Annotated in this window: 16 protein-coding genes; 4 read left to right on the plus strand and 12 right to left on the minus strand. The window is 58.4% G+C overall.

Annotated elements, in window-relative coordinates; translation table 11 throughout:
* Positions 1-13: 13 nt before the first annotated feature.
* From ACOH1Z_RS02305 to hrcA, 3 genes are read right to left on the minus strand one after another with little or no spacing between them, the layout of a single operon-like run.
* The gene (locus tag ACOH1Z_RS02305) at positions 14-745 is read right to left on the minus strand and encodes a 16S rRNA (uracil(1498)-N(3))-methyltransferase (RefSeq protein ID WP_449646876.1); all 732 of its coding nucleotides are present in this window, start codon (positions 743-745) and stop codon (positions 14-16) included.
* A 9-nt stretch (positions 746-754) separates the two neighbouring features.
* Positions 755-1,855: a molecular chaperone DnaJ gene (gene dnaJ, locus ACOH1Z_RS02310; protein WP_449646877.1), complete on the minus strand. Its 1,101-nt coding sequence runs from the start codon at positions 1,853-1,855 to the stop codon at positions 755-757.
* A gap of 23 nt (positions 1,856-1,878) precedes the next feature.
* Complete coding sequence (gene hrcA / locus ACOH1Z_RS02315) at positions 1,879-2,901, minus strand: heat-inducible transcriptional repressor HrcA (RefSeq protein ID WP_449646878.1); 1,023 nt, start codon at positions 2,899-2,901, stop codon at positions 1,879-1,881.
* Positions 2,902-3,113: 212 nt separating this feature from the next.
* Here hrcA and ACOH1Z_RS02320 point away from each other — a divergent pair, with 212 nt between their 5' ends.
* Together ACOH1Z_RS02320 and ACOH1Z_RS02325 are read left to right on the plus strand one after the other, a co-directional pair.
* Positions 3,114-3,512 (plus strand): DUF4870 domain-containing protein, encoded by a 399-nt coding sequence (locus tag ACOH1Z_RS02320; RefSeq protein WP_449646879.1) that lies wholly within the window; start codon positions 3,114-3,116, stop codon positions 3,510-3,512.
* An 89-nt stretch (positions 3,513-3,601) separates the two neighbouring features.
* The gene (locus ACOH1Z_RS02325; RefSeq protein WP_449646880.1) at positions 3,602-3,976 is read left to right on the plus strand and encodes a DUF4870 domain-containing protein; all 375 of its coding nucleotides are present in this window, start codon (positions 3,602-3,604) and stop codon (positions 3,974-3,976) included.
* Positions 3,977-3,991: 15 nt separating this feature from the next.
* Here the strand turns inward: ACOH1Z_RS02325 and hemW are convergent, their stop codons facing one another.
* Positions 3,992-5,242 (minus strand): radical SAM family heme chaperone HemW, encoded by a 1,251-nt coding sequence (hemW, locus tag ACOH1Z_RS02330; RefSeq protein ID WP_449646881.1) that lies wholly within the window; start codon positions 5,240-5,242, stop codon positions 3,992-3,994.
* Positions 5,243-5,341: 99 nt separating this feature from the next.
* Here hemW and ACOH1Z_RS02335 point away from each other — a divergent pair, with 99 nt between their 5' ends.
* Positions 5,342-6,019, plus strand: coding sequence for an HAD family hydrolase (locus tag ACOH1Z_RS02335; RefSeq protein WP_449646882.1), 678 nt, complete (start codon positions 5,342-5,344; stop codon positions 6,017-6,019).
* Here the strand turns inward: ACOH1Z_RS02335 and ACOH1Z_RS02340 are convergent.
* The 3 genes from ACOH1Z_RS02340 to ACOH1Z_RS02350 all read right to left on the minus strand — a co-directional run bounded on the left by ACOH1Z_RS02340 (position 6,016) and on the right by ACOH1Z_RS02350 (position 9,037).
* Entirely contained in the window at positions 6,016-6,609 is a 594-nt protein-coding gene (locus tag ACOH1Z_RS02340; RefSeq protein WP_449646883.1) for a DUF1990 domain-containing protein, read from the minus strand. The genes ACOH1Z_RS02335 and ACOH1Z_RS02340 overlap by 4 nt on opposite strands.
* Before the next feature lie 5 nt (positions 6,610-6,614).
* Positions 6,615-8,483, minus strand: coding sequence for a translation elongation factor 4 (gene lepA, locus ACOH1Z_RS02345; protein ID WP_449646884.1), 1,869 nt, complete (start codon positions 8,481-8,483; stop codon positions 6,615-6,617).
* 122 nt (positions 8,484-8,605) lie between these two features.
* Complete coding sequence (locus ACOH1Z_RS02350; protein WP_449646885.1) at positions 8,606-9,037, minus strand: DUF4190 domain-containing protein; 432 nt, start codon at positions 9,035-9,037, stop codon at positions 8,606-8,608.
* 397 nt (positions 9,038-9,434) lie between these two features.
* Between ACOH1Z_RS02350 and rpsT the strand changes: the two genes are divergently transcribed.
* Positions 9,435-9,695, plus strand: coding sequence for a 30S ribosomal protein S20 (gene rpsT, locus ACOH1Z_RS02355; RefSeq protein ID WP_449646886.1), 261 nt, complete (start codon positions 9,435-9,437; stop codon positions 9,693-9,695).
* A gap of 114 nt (positions 9,696-9,809) precedes the next feature.
* Here rpsT and holA read toward each other — a convergent pair whose 3' ends face one another.
* From holA to leuS, 5 genes are all read right to left on the minus strand, one after another.
* Positions 9,810-10,838, minus strand: coding sequence for a DNA polymerase III subunit delta (holA, locus tag ACOH1Z_RS02360; protein ID WP_449646887.1), 1,029 nt, complete (start codon positions 10,836-10,838; stop codon positions 9,810-9,812).
* A gap of 31 nt (positions 10,839-10,869) precedes the next feature.
* Entirely contained in the window at positions 10,870-13,251 is a 2,382-nt protein-coding gene (locus tag ACOH1Z_RS02365; protein WP_449646888.1) for a ComEC/Rec2 family competence protein, read from the minus strand.
* Entirely contained in the window at positions 13,248-13,838 is a 591-nt protein-coding gene (locus tag ACOH1Z_RS02370) for a helix-hairpin-helix domain-containing protein (protein ID WP_449646889.1), read from the minus strand. The genes ACOH1Z_RS02365 and ACOH1Z_RS02370 overlap by 4 nt, the downstream gene beginning before the upstream one ends.
* Before the next feature lie 155 nt (positions 13,839-13,993).
* On the minus strand, positions 13,994-15,352 hold the full coding sequence (locus ACOH1Z_RS02375) for a hypothetical protein (RefSeq protein ID WP_449646890.1): 1,359 nt from the start codon (positions 15,350-15,352) through the stop codon (positions 13,994-13,996).
* A gap of 284 nt (positions 15,353-15,636) precedes the next feature.
* A complete protein-coding gene (gene leuS / locus ACOH1Z_RS02380; RefSeq protein ID WP_449646891.1) occupies positions 15,637-18,243 on the minus strand; it encodes a leucine--tRNA ligase in 2,607 nt (868 codons plus the stop codon).
* Positions 18,244-18,358 lie beyond the last annotated feature (115 nt).

Raw genomic sequence — 18,358 nt, forward strand, 5'->3', positions numbered from 1 at the left:
CTAGCCTAAACCTCTAGGCCCAGCGGCCAAGTTTGACGTTCAGCACAGCGAGGGCAGCAGGGCCAGCGGTGGACGTGCGCAAGACTTCACTGCCCAGTCGAACAGTGGATGCTCCGGCCGCGGTGAGAAGCTCCAACTCGTGGTCAGCGACCCCGCCCTCTGGCCCAACGACAAGCACGATGTCGCGATCGTCCACGACGAGGTCAGCGAGAGTTTCGGTCGCGGTTGGCTCGAGGACGAGCATCCGCGTGCTTGACGCAAAATCAGCCAGTTGTTTCGTTGTGACCAGATCGAGCACGTCAGGTAACCACGTGCGTAACGACTGTTTGCTCGCTTCACGCACAATTGCCGCCCACCGATCGCGTCCTTTCGCGACCTTTGCGCCTTGCCAGCGCGAAATACTTCGTGCTGCCGTCCACGGAATCACACCGTCAATGCCGAGTTCGGTCGCTACTTGAACCGCAAGCTCATCACGGTCGGCTTTGGCCAATGCTTGAGCGAGAAACACCGCAGGGGTGCTGCGTGGCGTGCGGTGCGTCTCGGCTACTTCGATGCTGAGTTCTGTGTGTTCGGCAGTCGTGATGGGCCCCGAAACTGTGAGCCCAACACCATTGCTAATCGCAATCGTCTCGCCAACCTTGAGGCGTGAGACTGTCACCGCATGGCGGGCTTCCGCTTTCGTCAGCGAAACCGTATCGCCGACCTGCGCGTCGTCGAGCTCTTCATCAATGTACAGGTGCGCCACGGTCGTCGCCTACAGGAACCGATCGCGAAGCTTCGCGAACAGGCCCTGCTGGAATTCAGCAAAATGCGGTTCTTTGCTCTTGCGAATGGCAGCAAGTTGTTTGATCAAGGTCTGCTCGGCACCACTCAACTTGGTAGGTGTGACCACTTGGATGCCCAAGCGCAAGTCACCTCGACCGCCTCCGCGAAGGCTCGTGATTCCTCGTTCCTTGACCGTGAGAACTTCACCGCTCTGAGTGCCAGGCTTGATGTGAACTTCGACTTTGTCATCGAGACCATCGAGCGTGACGGTGGTTCCCAAGATCGCGTCGAGCATCTGCACCTCGACGGTTGCGAGAAGATCGTCATCTGAGCGACTGAAGACGTCGTGATGACGGACTTTCATCTCCAAGAAGAGGTCTCCATTCGGGCCGCCTGCCGGGCCGACTTCACCCTGACCGGGCATTTGCAACCGCAAACCGGTTTCGACTCCGGCCGGAATGTCAACCGAAATGGTGCGCTGTGCGCGCACGCGACCTTGGCCGGCACACGTGGCACACGGGTTCACGATGATGTTGCCGTATCCGCGGCATGTGCCGCAGGGACTCGACGTCATGACGTTGCCCAAAAGGCTGCGCACTTGGCGCTGGATCTGGCCGCTACCCTGACAAATATCGCAGCGCACTGGAGATGAGCCGGGAGCTGAGCAGTTTCCCTCACACGTTTCACAGAGCACAGCTGTGTTGACCTCGATGTCCCGTGAGACACCGAAGATGGTGTCTTTCAGGCTGACTTCAACCCGCAAGAGCGCATCTTGTCCCCGCTCCCGTCGCGAGCGTGGTCCAACGGATTGTCCGCCACCACCGCCACCAAAGAAGGTCTCGAAGATGTCGCCGAATCCGAAGTTCGCACCGCCGCCGAATCCGCCGCTTCCACCCATGTCGTACTGCTGACGTTGCTGCGGATCGCTGAGCACGTCATAGGCATGCGTGACGGACTTGAACCGCTCTGATGCATCTGCGCTCGGGTTGACGTCGGGGTGCAACTCGCGAGCGAGTTTGCGGTACGCCTTCTTGATTTCTTCTGGCGTGGCCTCGCGGGCAACGCCCAGTGCTTCGTAGTGATCTGCCAAAGTTCCGATTGCTCCTTACGAGCTCAGTTTTCTTCCAAAAGTCGCGACAGGTAGCGCGCTACCGCGCGAACCGCTGCCATGTTGTTCGAATAATCCATGCGGGTTGGACCAAGCACCCCGAGGCGTGCAATGCCGCCGCCAGACGAGGAGTACCCACCCGTGACGACCGAAGTCTCTTCCAACCCAAATTCTGCGTTCTCGCGTCCGATCCGCGTGGAAACGGACCCACTTGTTACTTGCATTTCTCCAAAGAGCCGTAACAACGTCACTTGCTCTTCTATTGCCTCAAGAACAGGAAAAATACTTCCCGAGAAGTCTTGCTCGGTTCGCGCAAGATTTGCTGTGCCCGCGAGAACAAGTTTGTCATGGCGATTGGCCAATACCTGTTCGATCAAGCTGGATGCCACCTGGCTGACGAGTGCCTGACGTTCCACAGGAAAAATATCCGCGAAGTTCGCGAGCCGCTCCGCCGCCTGAGGAAGCGACTGGTCGTGGAGCGCCGAATTCAGCTTTGCGCGCATCTCCCCCAGAAACACCTCGTCTAGAGGTTCGGAAACATCGATGAGCCGCTGCTCGACGAGCCCGGAGTCGGTGATGAACACCGTCATAATTCGCGAAGAATTAATGGGGACCAGCTCAACGTGGCGCACCCGAGCCGTAGCAAGAGACGGATACTGCACAAGCGCGACACTGTTCGTTAGCTGAGACAGCATGCGAACAGTGCGCGCAAGAACGTCGTCCAAATCGTCTGCTTGCCCCAGGAACGACTCAATTGCTTGACGTTGGGCGCTAGTGAGCGGCCTGAGATCTGCGAGCTGGTCTACGAATACGCGATAGCCCTTGTCTGTTGGCACACGGCCAGATGAGGTGTGAGGAGCGGTAATCAGCTCTTCGTCTTCGAGCAAAACCATGTCGTTGCGAATCGTTGCAGCAGACACCCCAAAGGAATGACGCTCGACTATCGACTTGGATCCGACAGGCTCGCGCGTAGCAACGTAGTCCTGCACGATGACTCGAAGCACGTCAAGTCCGCGGGCGGAAACCATGCCACCACCCACCTCTCTTGATTGGCACTCAATCCGTTCGACTGCCAATCTTACTCGACACTCCGTGACACAACCGTTGCACCACGCAACTCATTAGCGCTACCGTGTCTCTGTACTTGAGCGCTACCTCTTCGGGGAAATGCTCAGGTGGCACACCGAGCATTTTGATGAAACCCGGGAAGTTCCCTTGTTCACCTGAAAGGCACGAACTCATGACTGACGCAAATCCGCAGCCCGCCGCACCGCAGCCTGCCGCTCAACTGACCACGGCTGAGGACAACCAGTGGGCGTCATTCGCTCACTTGGGCGGAATCCTCAGCTTCCTGCCATCGCTCATTATCTGGCTGGTCTTCAAAGATCGCGGTGCTTTCACCAATGTGGAAGCCAAGGAAGCGCTGAACTTCCAGATCACATTGACCATTGCGCAGATCGCGCTCCTGATTGTCGGTTCGATTCTTACCGCAGTCACCTTCGGTCTCTTTGGCCTAATCCAAGGACTTCTTGGTTTCGCTATCTGGGCTGTCGGATTGATCTTCTCGATTGTCGGCTTCACCAAGGCAAAGGACGGCAACCACTACCGTTACCCCTTCGCTCTTCGTCTCATCAAGTAACGCGGTAGTTACCCGCTGAAAAAGACTCGGCCCCGGGAGCTTCGGCTCTCGGGGCTATTCTTTTGCCCAATGCAGGGTTTAATGGAGTCATGTCAGATTCCACACCTCCCACCAGCTCTCCGTACGCACCGATCCAACCGATGAGTCCAAGCGATGAGAAGCTCTGGTCAACACTGATTCACATCGGTGGAATCTTCTTGGGATTCATTTCAGCGCTCGTTGGCTACCTCGTCTTCAAGGACCGCGGACCGTTCGTGCGCGCCCACGCTCGCACTGCACTCAACTTTCAAATCACGATGTATATCGCGATGTTCCTTGGCGGGATTCTCACCGTCGTCGGAATCGGCTTCCTCATTATTGTCGCGGCCGCCGTTCTGATCGTCATCTTCAGCATCATCGCCGCAATCGCTGCGAACAAGGGGCAGGCCTACAGCTACCCGCTCACGTTCGAGTTCATTAAGTAACTCAGACCCATCGCTCTAAATAGGGGCGTCAGCGAGCAGTCGTCGTACTACGGCATCCGCGAGCAGGCGCCCCTTTAGTGTGAGCTCAATCGTTCCGCTCAGTGCGGCTCGTGCTTCGACGAGCTCTTCGGCAATCAGCCCAGCGACCGCGGTACGACCTTCGGCATCGAGCGTGTCAATCTGAAGCCCATTGCGCACCCGGGTGCGCAACAAGACGTGTTCCAAATACTTGCTGGAGTCAGCGAGCGTCTCTCGACCTGCCCCCGGAGAGTGCCCAGCGGCGATACGATCCGCATACGCCGCCGGGTGCTTCACATTCCACCAGCGCACTCCTCCGACGTGGCTGTGTGCGCCAGGGCCAACACCCCACCAGTCATTGCCCAACCAGTAGCCCAAATTGTGACGACTAGTGTTGCTGACCTCAGGATCATCGCTTGCCTTGCCCCAGTTGCTGACCTCGTACCACTCGTACCCGGCAGCCTTGAGCTTCTGCTCCGCTAATTCGTACATGTCAGCCTGAAGATCATCATCGACGGCAGCAACAACTCCGCGGCGAATCTGTGCCGCCAGCTTCGTGCCCGTTTCGATAATCAGCGCGTAGGCCGAAATATGGTCAGGATTCTGCGCGATCGCGTGATCAAGCGAACGCTCCCAATCCTGCAAAGTCTCGCCCGGAGTTCCGTAGATCAGATCGAGGCTCACATCGAGCCCCACCTCGCGAGCCCACGCCACAACATGAGGCACACGCTCGGGATCGTGAGTGCGCTCCAGCGTTGCCAGCACATGAGGCACTGCCGACTGCATTCCAAACGACACCCTCGTGAATCCGGCATCTTTGAGCGCCAGCAGGTAATCGCGGTCAACAGAATCAGGGTTCGCCTCAGTGGTCACTTCGACATCCGAAGCGAAACCCCAGGTGTCGCGCGCGGCAGCGAGCATGCGAGTGAGGTCGGTCACGGGCAACAGCGTTGGAGTGCCGCCGCCAAAGAACACTGTCGACGCTTTTCGGGGAGCAACGCCAGCCTGGGACAACACGGTGGATGCCAATGCCATTTCAGCGATCGCTTCCGTTGCGTAGTCAGACCGTTTCGCTCCGCGTAATTCTTCGCTCGTGTACGTATTGAAATCGCAGTAACCGCAGCGAACCCTACAGAACGGAACGTGAATGTAGACACTCCACTGACGGTTCTCAGAACCGGCGGCAGCGCTCTCTGGCAGCGCGCCGTCAAGGGGTGCTGGGTCGGCAATGGGCAAAGCACCTGGCACGAACGAGTCCCCTAAACAGCTGATCACACGAGCGTGCCCCAGCAGTTGCATGCAGGCACAACCTCAATTGTCGCACCTCGGTCATGGGAGAATGTCACCGTGACAACGCACATTCTTTGGGACATCGACGGCACCCTCATCCACAACTCTCGAGACGGTGCAACGGTCTACGTCGACGCTTTCACTCGCGTCACCGGCGCCCCACCACAGCGACGGATCGCTAGCCCGCACGGCATGACCGAGGGACAGCTGCTCGCCGAACTGCTGCAGCTCAATGGACACTCCCCCGCGATGTTGGATGATCTGCTCACCGAACTCGACAGTCGGACGCAAGCCCAGCACGACCTCGGCTTCACTCGCGAAGCCGTCGCCGGAGGTCAACGGGCGCTGCGCGAAGTCTCACGACACGGCTGGACAAACGCGCTGCTCACCGGGAATGGCCCTCAGCACTCGCGCTTCAAACTGTCGGCCGCCGGCTACTCCCTCAACGACTTCAACTGGCAGAACTCATTCTTTGGTGATCGATCGCCCAATCGCTCACACCTCACCTCGCTCGTCGCACCCCTGCTCGGTGCCGGACCGCACGTCATCATCGGTGACACCCCGAATGATGGGCTAGCCGCTGACAGCGCGCAATTGCCCTTTATCGCCGTCGCCACCGGAGCATTCTCCGTTGCCGATCTCCGGAACACCAACGCGCGACTGGTCATTTCCGACCTAGAGTCGGGCATCGACGACGTGATCGGCATCATCGCCGAGCTTGCCACGCGGGGCTAGTTCGATGTAACGGGGCCGGCAAGCGCTCGCAAATAGCGACCAACCACTACGTACTGCAAAACTCGCAAGGCCGGCGACAGCAACATCCATTTGGTTGACGACGGTCGTGAGAACGAACGAACTGTGATCCAAATCGAATTGTCGTCGCGGCGCTCAATCATGAATGACTCTTCACCACGCAACGGATGACCCTCTAGCGTTCCATAAGCAAAACCAGCGACCGTTGGCTGATCAACAACGTAAACGACACGTACTGGCTCGTGGGCCGCGAACAGACCTCGCCCTACCGTGAGCACTATGGTGTCACCAGGGCGAACTTTGGGGTGGGCATCATTGTCGTGCGAAAGATCGAGCGCTTCACCGGCGGGATCGCGAGGCAACACGGTCACACCGAAACCACTGCGGCGCTTAACACCCCACGTCAAAATTTGTTGGTGCGCGAGAGCCCACCGCTCATCGCCGTGACCAATTCTGGCCGTGCGCTCAACGCGACGAAAGCCCTTCGGAGGAAGAACGGTAAAAGTGCTGCCACGCGTGGCACCCACCGCGCCGTACGTAACAGGCGCATTCGGGTAGGTGCGGGCATCCACTTCGTCTACTTCTTCTCTTTGCCGGCTTCGACTTCACCAGACAGCGCTGCAATGAAAGCAGCCTGCGGCACCTCGACGCGCCCCACCATTTTCATACGCTTCTTGCCCTCTTTTTGCTTCTCGAGGAGCTTGCGCTTGCGGCTAATGTCGCCACCGTAACACTTAGCCAACACGTCTTTGCGCATCGCCCGAATCGATTCACGAGCGATGATCTTCGAGCCGATCGCTGCCTGAATGGGAACCTCAAACTGCTGACGCGGAATCAGCTTCTTCAAGCGTTCGGTCATCAGCACGCCGTAGGCATATGAATTATCGCGGTGCACGATCGCGCTGAACGCATCAACAGCTTCACCCTGAAGAAGAATGTCCACCTTCACGAGGTCGGCTTCCTGATGTCCACTTGGCTCATAATCGAGGCTTGCATAGCCCTGCGTTCGGCTCTTCAGGTGGTCAAAGAAATCGAAGACGATCTCACCAAGCGGCATCGTGTAGTGAAGCTCCACGCGGTCGGTACCGACATATTCCATGCCCTGCATGGTGCCGCGGCGCGACTGGCAGAGTTCCATAACCGTGCCGACGAAATCCTTCGGCGTAAGAACGGATGCCTTCACCATCGGCTCGCTCACACTAGCGATCTTGCCGCCAGGGAACTCGCTCGGGTTCGTCACAGTGGTGAACTTCTTGTCGTCACCCATCACTTCGTAAATCACCGACGGCGCCGTGGCGATCATGTCGAGGTTGAACTCACGTTCGAGCCGCTCACGCACAATCTCCAAGTGCAGCAGCCCCAAAAATCCGCAACGGAAACCGAAGCCAAGAGCAACAGACGTCTCAGGCTCGTAGACGAGCGCAGCATCCGAGAGTTTCAACTTGTCAAGAGCTTCGCGCAGCACCGGATAGTCAGAACCATCAATCGGGTACAAACCCGAGAAAACCATCGGCTTCGGCTCGGAATAGCCCTTCAGCGGAACCGTAGACGGCTTCGCGAAGTTGGTGACAGTATCGCCAACCTTGCTCAGGCGCACATCCTTCACACCGGTAATGAGATACCCAACCTCACCAACGCCAAGACCCTTTGTCGGTGTCGGTTCAGGTGCGCTCACGCCAATCTCGAGCAATTCGTGAGCCGACTTCGTCGACATCATCATGACCTTTTCGCGCGGCGTCATCCTGCCGTCAATCATGCGAACGTACGTAATAACGCCACGGTAAGCGTCATACACCGAGTCGAAAATCATGGCGCGGGCCGGAGCATCCGGATCGCCGATCGGGGCCGGAATCAGGCGCGTCGCCTCATCGAGCAACTCAGAAACGCCAACACCCGTTTTGCCAGACACCCGAAGAACTGTTGACGGATCGCAGCCAATCAGGCCAGCAATCTCATCGGCATACTTATCGGGATCAGCCGCGGGAAGATCAATCTTGTTGAGTACGGGAATGATCGTCAGATCGTTCTCCATAGCCAAATACAAGTTCGCCAGCGTCTGAGCTTCAATGCCCTGCGCCGCATCGACCAAAAGAATTGCGCCCTCACACGCCGCAAGCGAACGGGACACCTCATAAGTGAAGTCAACGTGGCCAGGGGTATCAATCATGTTGAGTGCGTATGCCTGCTCCTTACCGTTTTCATCAGTAAGGGCCCACGGCATACGAACAGCCTGGCTCTTGATCGTGATGCCGCGCTCACGCTCAATATCCATACGGTCGAGGTACTGGGCCCGCATATCGCGGTCGCTAACAACCCCCGTGACCGACAGCATGCGGTCAGCGAGGGTGGACTTGCCGTGATCGATATGCGCGATGATGCAAAAGTTGCGGATAAACGCGGGATCGGTCGAAGCAGGCTCAAGTGTGTAAGAGGCGCGAGGAGACATCCGCCCAATTCTCCCATGAGACCGGGCATCCTGCGCGCACGCGACCAAAACGGCAGGTCATCGCCAGACACTCGACCCCGGCAACCCGCTAACTAGCGGCCAAACGCAGCCCCTCTGAAGCTCTAGAACGCTGCCAAGAAGAGGAACGGCAACGAAAGAACAGCACCCGCCGCCAGCAGAACAACCCATCCAAAGGTAGCCACACACGCCAAAACAATGCCCCAGACCGAGAAACTGCGCCCCGAAGGCTCATCCCGAAGACCAAAAACACCCAAGATCACCGCCGCCAACGGCACAACAACACTCTGGGCAAAGAAGAACGACGCAATACCCAAACTCAACGCCAAAATGCTCATCGTGCGAGTCGAGCTCAGCGCCGGGCGGGACGAAGCAGCAACAGACGGGCCGGATGCTTGAGGTGCGGCATCGGCAGACGCAGCGTAACCAGCAGCAGGTGAATCAGCGCTCGAGCCCTGCTCATCAGACGGCGAAAGCACCACCGCAGAAGAATCCACAGTCGAATCGGAAGTATCGGAAATAGTTGAAGAAGTCATACCTCGACGATAGAAAACCATCAACACTCAAGGAATCGGGATAACCCCCGAAATAACTAGCGGGAAATACGTCAACACCCAGCAAAACCAGCACAAATGGCGTGGCACACCAGCAAAGAAAACCCCGCTGCACTAGCCTGTGAAAGCAGAACAACAAACGGACCCACGATTGTGGCCATAGCTCCACCGGAACCGAACAAACATAGTTTGTCCGGCGCTGGGGTCGCGCAATTGCTCCGCAATTGCCATAGCTCCACCGCGCTGGTAATGTTGCCTGTTGGCTTATGCATAACGTTCTTCGTCGAACAGTATGCGCATCGCGGCCGGGAATCAGAACACCGATTCTCTTCCACGGCCGCCCACCATCTCTGATCCACAAACAAGAAAGCACCTCAACGTGGCAAATATTAAGTCGCAGATCAAGCGCATTGGTACCAACAAGAAGGCACAAGACCGCAACCGCCAGGTCAAGAGCCAGGTCAAGACGGCTATCCGCGCAACTCGCGAAGCGATCAAGGCTGGCGACAAAGAGACCGCAACAGCACGTCTCGTCGCAGCAACCAAGACCCTTGACAAGGCAGCCGGCAAGGGCATCCTGCACAAGAACCAGGCAGCGAACCGCAAGTCGGCCATCGCCAAGCAGGTAGCAGCACTCTAAAGACCTCTGATCGGCGCAAAGCCGAACACAAAACGCCCCCACCGTTCGCGGCTGGGGGCGTTTGTCGTTAAGTCGTGCACGCAGGAAGCGCGACCGGCCAGAGGATACGACTAGCTAGTGGATGCCGCGAGCCGCCACAATCGAAATCATGCGTTCGAGCGCAAAGACAGGGTCTCGCCCCAAACCTTTAACCTGAGCATCCGTATCGGCAATTGCCTCAATGGCGGAGCCAAGCCCCGCATCACTCCAGCCCCGCAAATCTTTCATGGCCCGATCTGCCTGCCACGGTGCCATGCCGAAAGTCTTCGCAGCTTGGCCCGACGACATCGAACCGCCAGAAAGTTTTGCCATGGTGCGAATTTTTGAGGCGAAAGCGGCAACGATCGGAACCGGGTCAGCTCCAGAAGCCAGCGCATGTCTCAACAAAACCAATGCTTCCCCAGAGCGGCCGGCAATGGCAGAGTCTGCAACTTTGAAAGCGCTCGTTTCAACCCGCCCTGAGTAGTAGCGGGCAACAGTAGATTCGTTTATTTCATCGGCGTCGTCGGCGATCAATTGCTGACAGGCTGCAGCAAGCTCGGCGAGATCTGCCGAAAATGCCGAGACTAGAGTGCGGAGTGCACCCGGGGTTACGCGGCGACGTTTGGTGGAGAACTCGGCGGCAGCGAAGTCATACTTTTCGGCATCCTTTTTGAGATCGACACACAAGACCTCGATGCCACCACCTGTGCCTGAGCGGATCGCGTCCAGCAACTTCTTGCCGCGCACTCCGCCCGCATGACGAAGCACAACATAGGTGTCGTCAGCGGGAGCCTCCAAGTACTTCAGCGTCTCCGTGATGAACGCGTCGGAACACTTTTCGACGTTCGTGATGCGGATCATTCGAGGTTCACTGAAGAGCGAAGGACTAGCCAGGCTGATGAGTTCGCCAGGCGCGTACTGGTCGGCCTCAAGGTCGCTGACTTCGAGGCTGGGATCCTCGATCTTGAGGGTGTCGCGCAGCAATCGGATCGCACGGTCCGCAAGAAAACCTTCAGTGCCACTGACCAGTACGATCGGTGCCGGTCGCACGTTGTTCCACGTCAATTGCGGGATAGCGACCTTGGACTTAGCCGGCGTACGTGCTGGGGGCTTGGCGGCCACGAGACTCCTCACTTAGAACTGCGACCCCAGCTTATCCTCGCCCACCGACGTGCCGTTCCGACCACAAGCGCACCGCCCCAGCGCGGCTCCCCTGAGACACCAGTGCCAGTCCGGCGGTGTCGCTTCGCACTGCCGTGATTCCGGCCTCCTCAAGCATGTCAAGGGCATCGGCGGTCGGATGCCCGTAACCGTTCTCTGCTCCGACCCCGACCAATCCGAGAGTGGCATTGAGCGCGACATAGAGCGGCGGAAACTGGTCAGCGGAACCGTGATGGCTAACTTTGACAACATCCACTGTCGACAGCTGGTGTTCGCCAAATAGTCGCGCCTGAGCGCTCTCGCCAAGGTCACCGAGGAACACCGAACTGAGGCACTGCCGTTCGCAGTCGGGTCGTGGACGAAACTCGATCACCACACTGGCATCATTGCCCGGATCGATCCCGGCAAGACGTTCGCCCGGCCACAGTACTTTCCACCACAGTTCACCAAGCTGCCCGCGGTCTCCTGTGCTGGACGACAGCACCCGCGCCCCTGATGCCGTGAGGGCATCAAGCAACTGCTGATCTTGCGCTGATCCCGTCGGGCCGGCGAGCACCGTCTCCGCCTTTCCCAGTACCGCGTCGGCGCCACCAACATGGTCGTGGTCAAAATGAGTCAGAACGAGCAAATCGATTCTGCTTACGCCTAAACGGGCAAGACAGGAGTTGAGGCGTTCAGGATCGGACCCTACGTCGATCAGAGCGATTTGTGCGCCGCTTCGTACAACAACAGCGTCTCCTTGACCGACATCGCATTGGGCTAATTGCCACTCTCGCGGCCACGACATTGCTGCACTGACTCCCATTCCCGCTGCAGTGGCACCCGCAAGGGTCGACACGAGGACGAGTGCAGTGAGCGCTCGGCGGCGCCACGGTGGCCCCATCACCAACGCGGCCAACAGAAGCACGGTGAGGGTGCTGAGCGCGGCAACACCCACCCATCCTTCCCACCACGGGATGCGAGTCGCCGGGGCATCCGCAAAGAAGGTAGCCACGGCGGCAACCCACGCAGAGGGCACCCAGGCGATCCACAGCAGAGCGATCCCGATGGGTGGGAACAGTGAGAGCGCAACGCAAGCCGCCAATCCGACCACTGTTGCAATCGGGGCCGCCGGGGCCGCCAAGACGTTGGCAATCACCCCATAGGTGGGAAGAGTGGGCTGCAGTAGGAGCAGCACAGGCTGACACGCGAGCTGCGCTGCTAAGGGCACAGCAATGACAAGAGCCAACCAGCGCGGTAGCCACCGCCCAAGAAATTGAGCCAACGGTTCAGCAAAGAGCAACAGCCCGGCGGTCGCGAAGATGGACAACGCAAACGCGAAGTTGCGAGACAACCACGGGTCAAAGATGAGGAGACCAATCGCGGCCAATGACAGCACCGCCATACCTCGAATCGGCCGACCGCTGCCCAAAGCGATGAGCACCAGTGTTGCCATGAGCGCCGCGCGTAAAACGCTCGGATCCGGTGTCACGACAACGACGAATGCGAGAAGCACGAGCACAGAGAGCGCAATTCTCAACACACGATGGGCACCGATCCTGCCACCAAGAGCCATGATCAAGCCCACAACGATTGCGCAATTAGCTCCCGATACCGCAGTGAGGTGACTGAGCGAGCTCGTCTTCATTGCCGCATCCAATTCGTCACTAACGGCTGCGGTATCTCCAATCGCGAGTCCTCCGATCAGTTGCCCACCTCCTCCCGGAAGCACCTGTGCTGCCGAAGCAAAGGTGCGCCGCAACTGGTTTGCCCACTCGAGCGACGCCGGCGGTTCAGCGCGCCACAGCGCCTCCCCTGTTGAGAAGACCAAGACTGCTCGCCCATCGCCTGGCTCCGTCGACGCTAGAGTCGCCGTCACCGAGAATTCGACGCCGATCCCCCACTTGTCGCCCGGCAGCCCAGAACCTACACCGTTCGCTTCGCCGGTATCGGTTGCAACAGACAAGTTGCTCGCGCCGAACCGATCACTGTCCCGGAAGACCAGTGCCGGCGAGCTCAGCGGCACTGTCTCTCCATCAATAACCAGCGACGACAACTGGGCGTGGAAGTAATCGATGTCAGTGCGAACCGCAGAGGTTGTTGTTCCCCGCACCTCTACTTGCGCATGGCTGTCGGCAAGATCGCTCAATGCTGGCGGCTGACGAGCATCCGCGTGCACTGCAACGGAAGTCGCACAGAGGGCCGCAAGAGCACACGCGAGAGCAACACTGGCCAGCCATGATCGGCCGGAATTGAGGGCCAACGCGACCATCACTCCCGCCGCTAGCCACAACCCGACGGCGCCCTCAGTAGCCCACTGCGGCATGCCAATCACGAGCACCGCTACAAGCCACGCGAACGCTACCGGCAAACTCAGCCGCAGATCGAGACTCATACGGTAATCAGCTCGCGCAGTCCCTCGAAAGTTTTGTCTCCGATGCCAGACACGTTGCGCAAGTCATCGATGCTCGTGAAGCGACCATTAGCTTCGCGCCACGCCAAAATACGATCTGCCATCGCCGGGCCGACCCGAGGTAGCGTGTCGAGCGCTGCCGCATCTGCTGTGTTCAGGTTCACTCGCGAATCGGATGCCGCAGCATCCGTTTCAGCTTCACCAACTTCGGGTACAGCGAATTGTTCGCCGTCGGTCAACAGCCGCGCCAGATTAAGTTCTTCGCGATTGGCGGTTTCCGTGAACCCGCCAGCCGCAGCGATCGCATCGATGACACGGGCGCCATCCGCGAGCTCAAAAAGGCCGGGACGGGCAACCGCCCCCGTGACATGCACATAGACCGATGCCGCGGCAAGCGAAAACTCGCCCCCAGATTCTCCGGGCTCTCCCCGAGAAATCTCAGCAGCATCCGGTCGCACCGTGAGAGCTGTGGCCAGCACAGCGCAGCCGAGCGCGACCAAAACAAGCACGACCACCGCACCGACGCGCAACCGCAATCGGGCACGCCTAGCCTGCTCAAACTCTTCCACCCACAAAAACTAAGCGCGCCCCGTGGGATCGGAGCGCGCTTAGCTAATACGTGTGCAGTTGCTTAGCCCTCGGTCGGCTGTTGACGAGTCGCACAAGAGCACGAATATCGCACCGCTACGCTGGCCGCCAACCCTGACGTCAATTGCCGAGGAAGTTAGCGGACGCGCACCCACTCAACAGTCACCCCTTCAGGCAATTCAGGAGTTTCGTTGGTGTTCCACGGCCGATATTCATGTCCCTGACCTTGCGGTGATGGCCAGCCATACAAGCTGATATTCGTCGAGTATGGGGAGCCATCGAATACCTCCCTGGGACGAACTTCCTGCCCATCTTTCATCCACACTTGTCGAAGTTCGCCAGTAATACCGCCACGAAAGCCTGGGCCAATAATCGCCGGGTACGGCTCGGTCCAGAAAATGGTGATCAACAATGGCACGCTCAGCAGCGAGATAACCACGATGCTGGTCCTGCGCGAAACGGTGTAGCCGCTCGCCGTCCTCAAGGACTTGATGGCCACGTAGGTGATGACAATCCCCATAAGCGCGGCAAAAACCCAAAACATTGGCACTTTCAGGCCAAACGGCCCCAAGGTCATCGCGCCGCCAATAAGCGATCCCACATTGCCGATAATGACGGTGAGAAGGAGAATGCCGCCGGCCGCCAAATATGTGAGCTTCTCAACCGTTTTGATTGCGAGAGGAAGCAACGCCAAGTACACCGGAAAGAGCTCGGAAAAATTGATACCGAAGAGCAAAACAACCACGATGTTGAATGACAGACAAAACAACAGTGCAACGGCTACTGTCCGCCGGAAGAAAAGGAGCGGCAAGATCGAGCACTCTAGTAGCACTGTGAGCCAGTCAAGCAATTCGAGTGGTGCACCTGAGACGTCGCCCAGCCACCCAGCGAGAACGGTTTCTACACCATAGTTGGTTTGATAAAAGGCTAGCCATCCTGCGGTCGCCGAGTAGTCAGGATCAAGCCACCCGGTTGACGCCTTCAGTATCCCTGAGGTCAAGAAAAAGAATCCGACGAACAACGCCAGAACATCGAGCCGCGGACGAAGGTACCTTTCCGGGCGGAGCGAGAGTCTCGTTCCCCACGACCGGGCAAGAAATAGTGGCAAGAGGTACAGCAGAATATCGTGGTCAATTTTGCCGGTAGAAAACCGGATACCCGCCAAGACGATGAGAAGGATCGGCACGACGTAGCTCACTACTGAAGTGCGGTATCCAATGAGAAGAAGCAGCAGACCCAAGGTAACCACGGCTTGCAGCCCAAAAATAACGATCCCGCTTGGGGCCGCACTGAGGAGCATGAAAGGGCCAAGTGGCGGATTGAAGTAAGTCTCAGGCAGTGCCGAAACGGCAATCGCGCTCTTTACGGAGCCAAAGGTTAAGAGGTACCAAGCAAAAAGTATTCGGACGACCGATAGCCATCCCTCGCGTGTTCCGTCAGCGGAAGTCATCGTTGATGAGAAACCACGAACGCCTTCTTGCGTTTGAGGCGTCACGAACAATTCATCTCTGCTGAGACGAAGCCAGAACGAGTTTTTTGCTCGCCAGCATGCGACCCCAGCTCGCTGACCCCGGATAAACGCCACACAAGAAAGTCCACGCCTGCATCGTGAAAAAGCGTGCCGGTTGTCATGAGGAATATCCTAGTTGGTTCGGGATCTCCCGCTCTGCTTAGCTGCCACCCACAGTCAGGCGGCAGACAGAACAGGCCACGCTCCCGGGCACACGCTAGGCGTGCCCGGTCGCCGCTAACCCGCGCGGCTCCTCGTAGTGCAGTTGCTTAGCCCTCGGCCGGCTGTTGACGAGTCGCGATGTTGACAAGCTTCGGTGCACGCACAATGACCTTCACGATCTCGCGGTCACCAACAGTGCGCTTGACCGCTTCGGATGCCATCGCGAGAGCTTCAAGGTCGGAACCATCGATCTTGGGCGAAACTTCGAGGCGGTCACGCACTTTGCCATCCACCTGAACGACGGCCGTTACGGATTCCTCAACGAGCAGCGAGGGGTCGGCCTTACGCCAGCCGGCAAGAGCAACCGTTGGCTCGTAGCCAAGCTTCTCCCACATCTCTTCTGCCGTGTGCGGGGCAAACAGGCTCAAGGCGATAGTGATGACCTCTGCAGCTTCACGCACCGCAGCATCCCCACCGCCGGCGCCGGTGTCAATCACCTTGCGGGTCGTGTTGACGAGGTCCATGATGCGAGCCACGAGCACGTTGAACTTCAACGACTCGGCAAGGCCAGGGCCATCAGCGAGGAAGCGGTGCGTTGCACGCCGAAGTGCGACATCGCCTGTCTTCCACTCAATCTCTGGTGCGCTTGTGACGTCTCCAACGAGACGGAAAGCACGAGCCAAGAACTTGTGGGAAGCGGGAGGGGAAACGTCTTCCCAGTTGATGTTTTCCTCGGGCGGGCCAGCGAAGGCGAGCGTCAGGCGGAGAGCATCCGCACCGTGTTCAGCAATTTCACCGGAGAAGGTGACGGCCTTACGGCTGCGCTTCGACATCTTCTTGCCCTCAGAGAGCACCATGCCTTGATTGAGCAGAGCGCTGAAAGGCTCGGTGAAGCTGACGTAGCCGAGGTCGAAGAGCACCTTGGTGATGAAACGCGAGTACAGCAGGTGCAAAATAGCGTGTTCGACTCCCCCAACGTACTGGTCGACGGGTGCCCACTTTTCAGCTTCTGCGGGATCGAAAGCTTTGTCTGGGTCGTTCGGCGAGAGGAAGCGCAAGAAGTACCACGAACTGTCAACGAAGGTGTCCATTGTGTCTGCATCGCGCAGGGCAGGACTGCCATCGCGCGGGTCAGTAACGTTGATCCAGTCCTCGGCTGCGGCCAGAGGCGACTTGCCCTTCGGCTTCAGATCCAAGCCCTCCGTTGATGGCAACTCGACCGGCAGTTGATCGAAGGGAACAGGAATCAGTTCACCATCAGAGCCGTGGATGATCGGGATGGGGGTTCCCCAGAAACGCTGACGACTGATCAGCCAGTCACGCAAACGGTACGTCTTCGCGGCGCGACCCGTTCCTGCTGCTTCGAGCTGTTCAACGATCTTCTTGATCGCGTTGCTCTTGCTGAGGCCATCGAGTGGTCCCGAGTTGATCATGCGGCCATCGCCCTGCAACGACTTGCCAGTGTCGCGGGGGTTCAACGGTGGCAGATCATCCGGAAGGATTGCCATTCCGTTCTCATCGAGCTCGAGCACCGGAATCGCACCCGTAATAGGCGCATTGGTGTCGAGGACGACGCGCACAGGCAGATCGAACTTGATGGCGAACTCGAGGTCGCGCTGGTCGTGCGCGGGCACAGCCATCACGGCACCGTGGCCGTAGTCGGCAAGAACGTAATCGGCAGCCCAGATCGGGATGCGCTCGCCTGTTACCGGGTTGACAGCGAAACGATCGAGAGGGATACCGGTCTTGGGGCGACCTGCATCTTTTCGCTCAATCTCCGTCTGCTTCTGAGTCTGTTCGAGATAGCTAGTGAACGACGCCTTGACGTCATCGCTGGCATTCTCCACCAGTTCAGCAGCCAAGTCTCCGTCAGGGGCAACGACCATGAACGTTACGCCGTAGAGAGTGTCGGGTCGCGTTGTGAAGACTGTGACCTTTTCGTCACGGCCTTCGATCTCGAAGTCGACATCCGCACCGATCGAGCGACCGATCCAGTTGCGTTGCATCGACAACACCTTGGAAGGCCACGCGCCCTCGAGCTGATTGAGGTCATCGAGGAGGCGGTCGGCGTAGTCCGTGATCTTCAAGTACCACTGCGTGAGCTTCTTCTTGACGACGATTGCACCCGAACGCTCGGATGTGCCATCGGCCAGAACCTGCTCGTTCGCGAGAACGGTCTGATCTACCGGGTCCCAGTTGACCCAGGAATCTTTGCGGTACGCGAGACCCTTTTCGTACATTTTGAGGAACAGCCACTGGTTCCACTTGTAGTACTCAGGATCGCTCGTGTGAAGAACACGATCCCAGTCGAACGAAACACCGTAGAGCTTCATGCTCTTCTTCTGTTGCTCGATGTTGTCGTAGGTCCAGCCGCGAGGGTCAATGCCGCGCTCGATTGCCGCGTTCTCCGCGGGAAGGCCGAAGGAGTCCCATCCAATGGGGTGCAGCACGTTGAAGCCGCGCTGGCGCCAGTAGCGCGCAGCGATATCGCCAAAAGCGTACGCCTCAGCATGACCCATGTGCAGGTCACCAGAGGGATACGGGAACATGTCGAGAATGTACTTGCGTGGCCGCTTGTCGTTGGGGTCGCTCGTGGCGAACGGCTTCAGCTCGTCCCATTTGGCCTGCCACTTTGCGTGGATAGCCGCGACGTCGTAGCCGGGGGCAGCATCGCGATCATCGTGTGCATCAGCAAAGTTGGGCTGCTCAGTCACGTAAATACTCTCAATTCGTTACGGGGAAGATCTAAGATTACCGAATCCAGGGCCGCACTCGAGGGGGCCAAAAATCGTCGGGTAAACCCATTCTCTAGGAGTGGACCTCTCTCAC

This window comes from Rhodoglobus sp. (assembly GCF_053580035.1).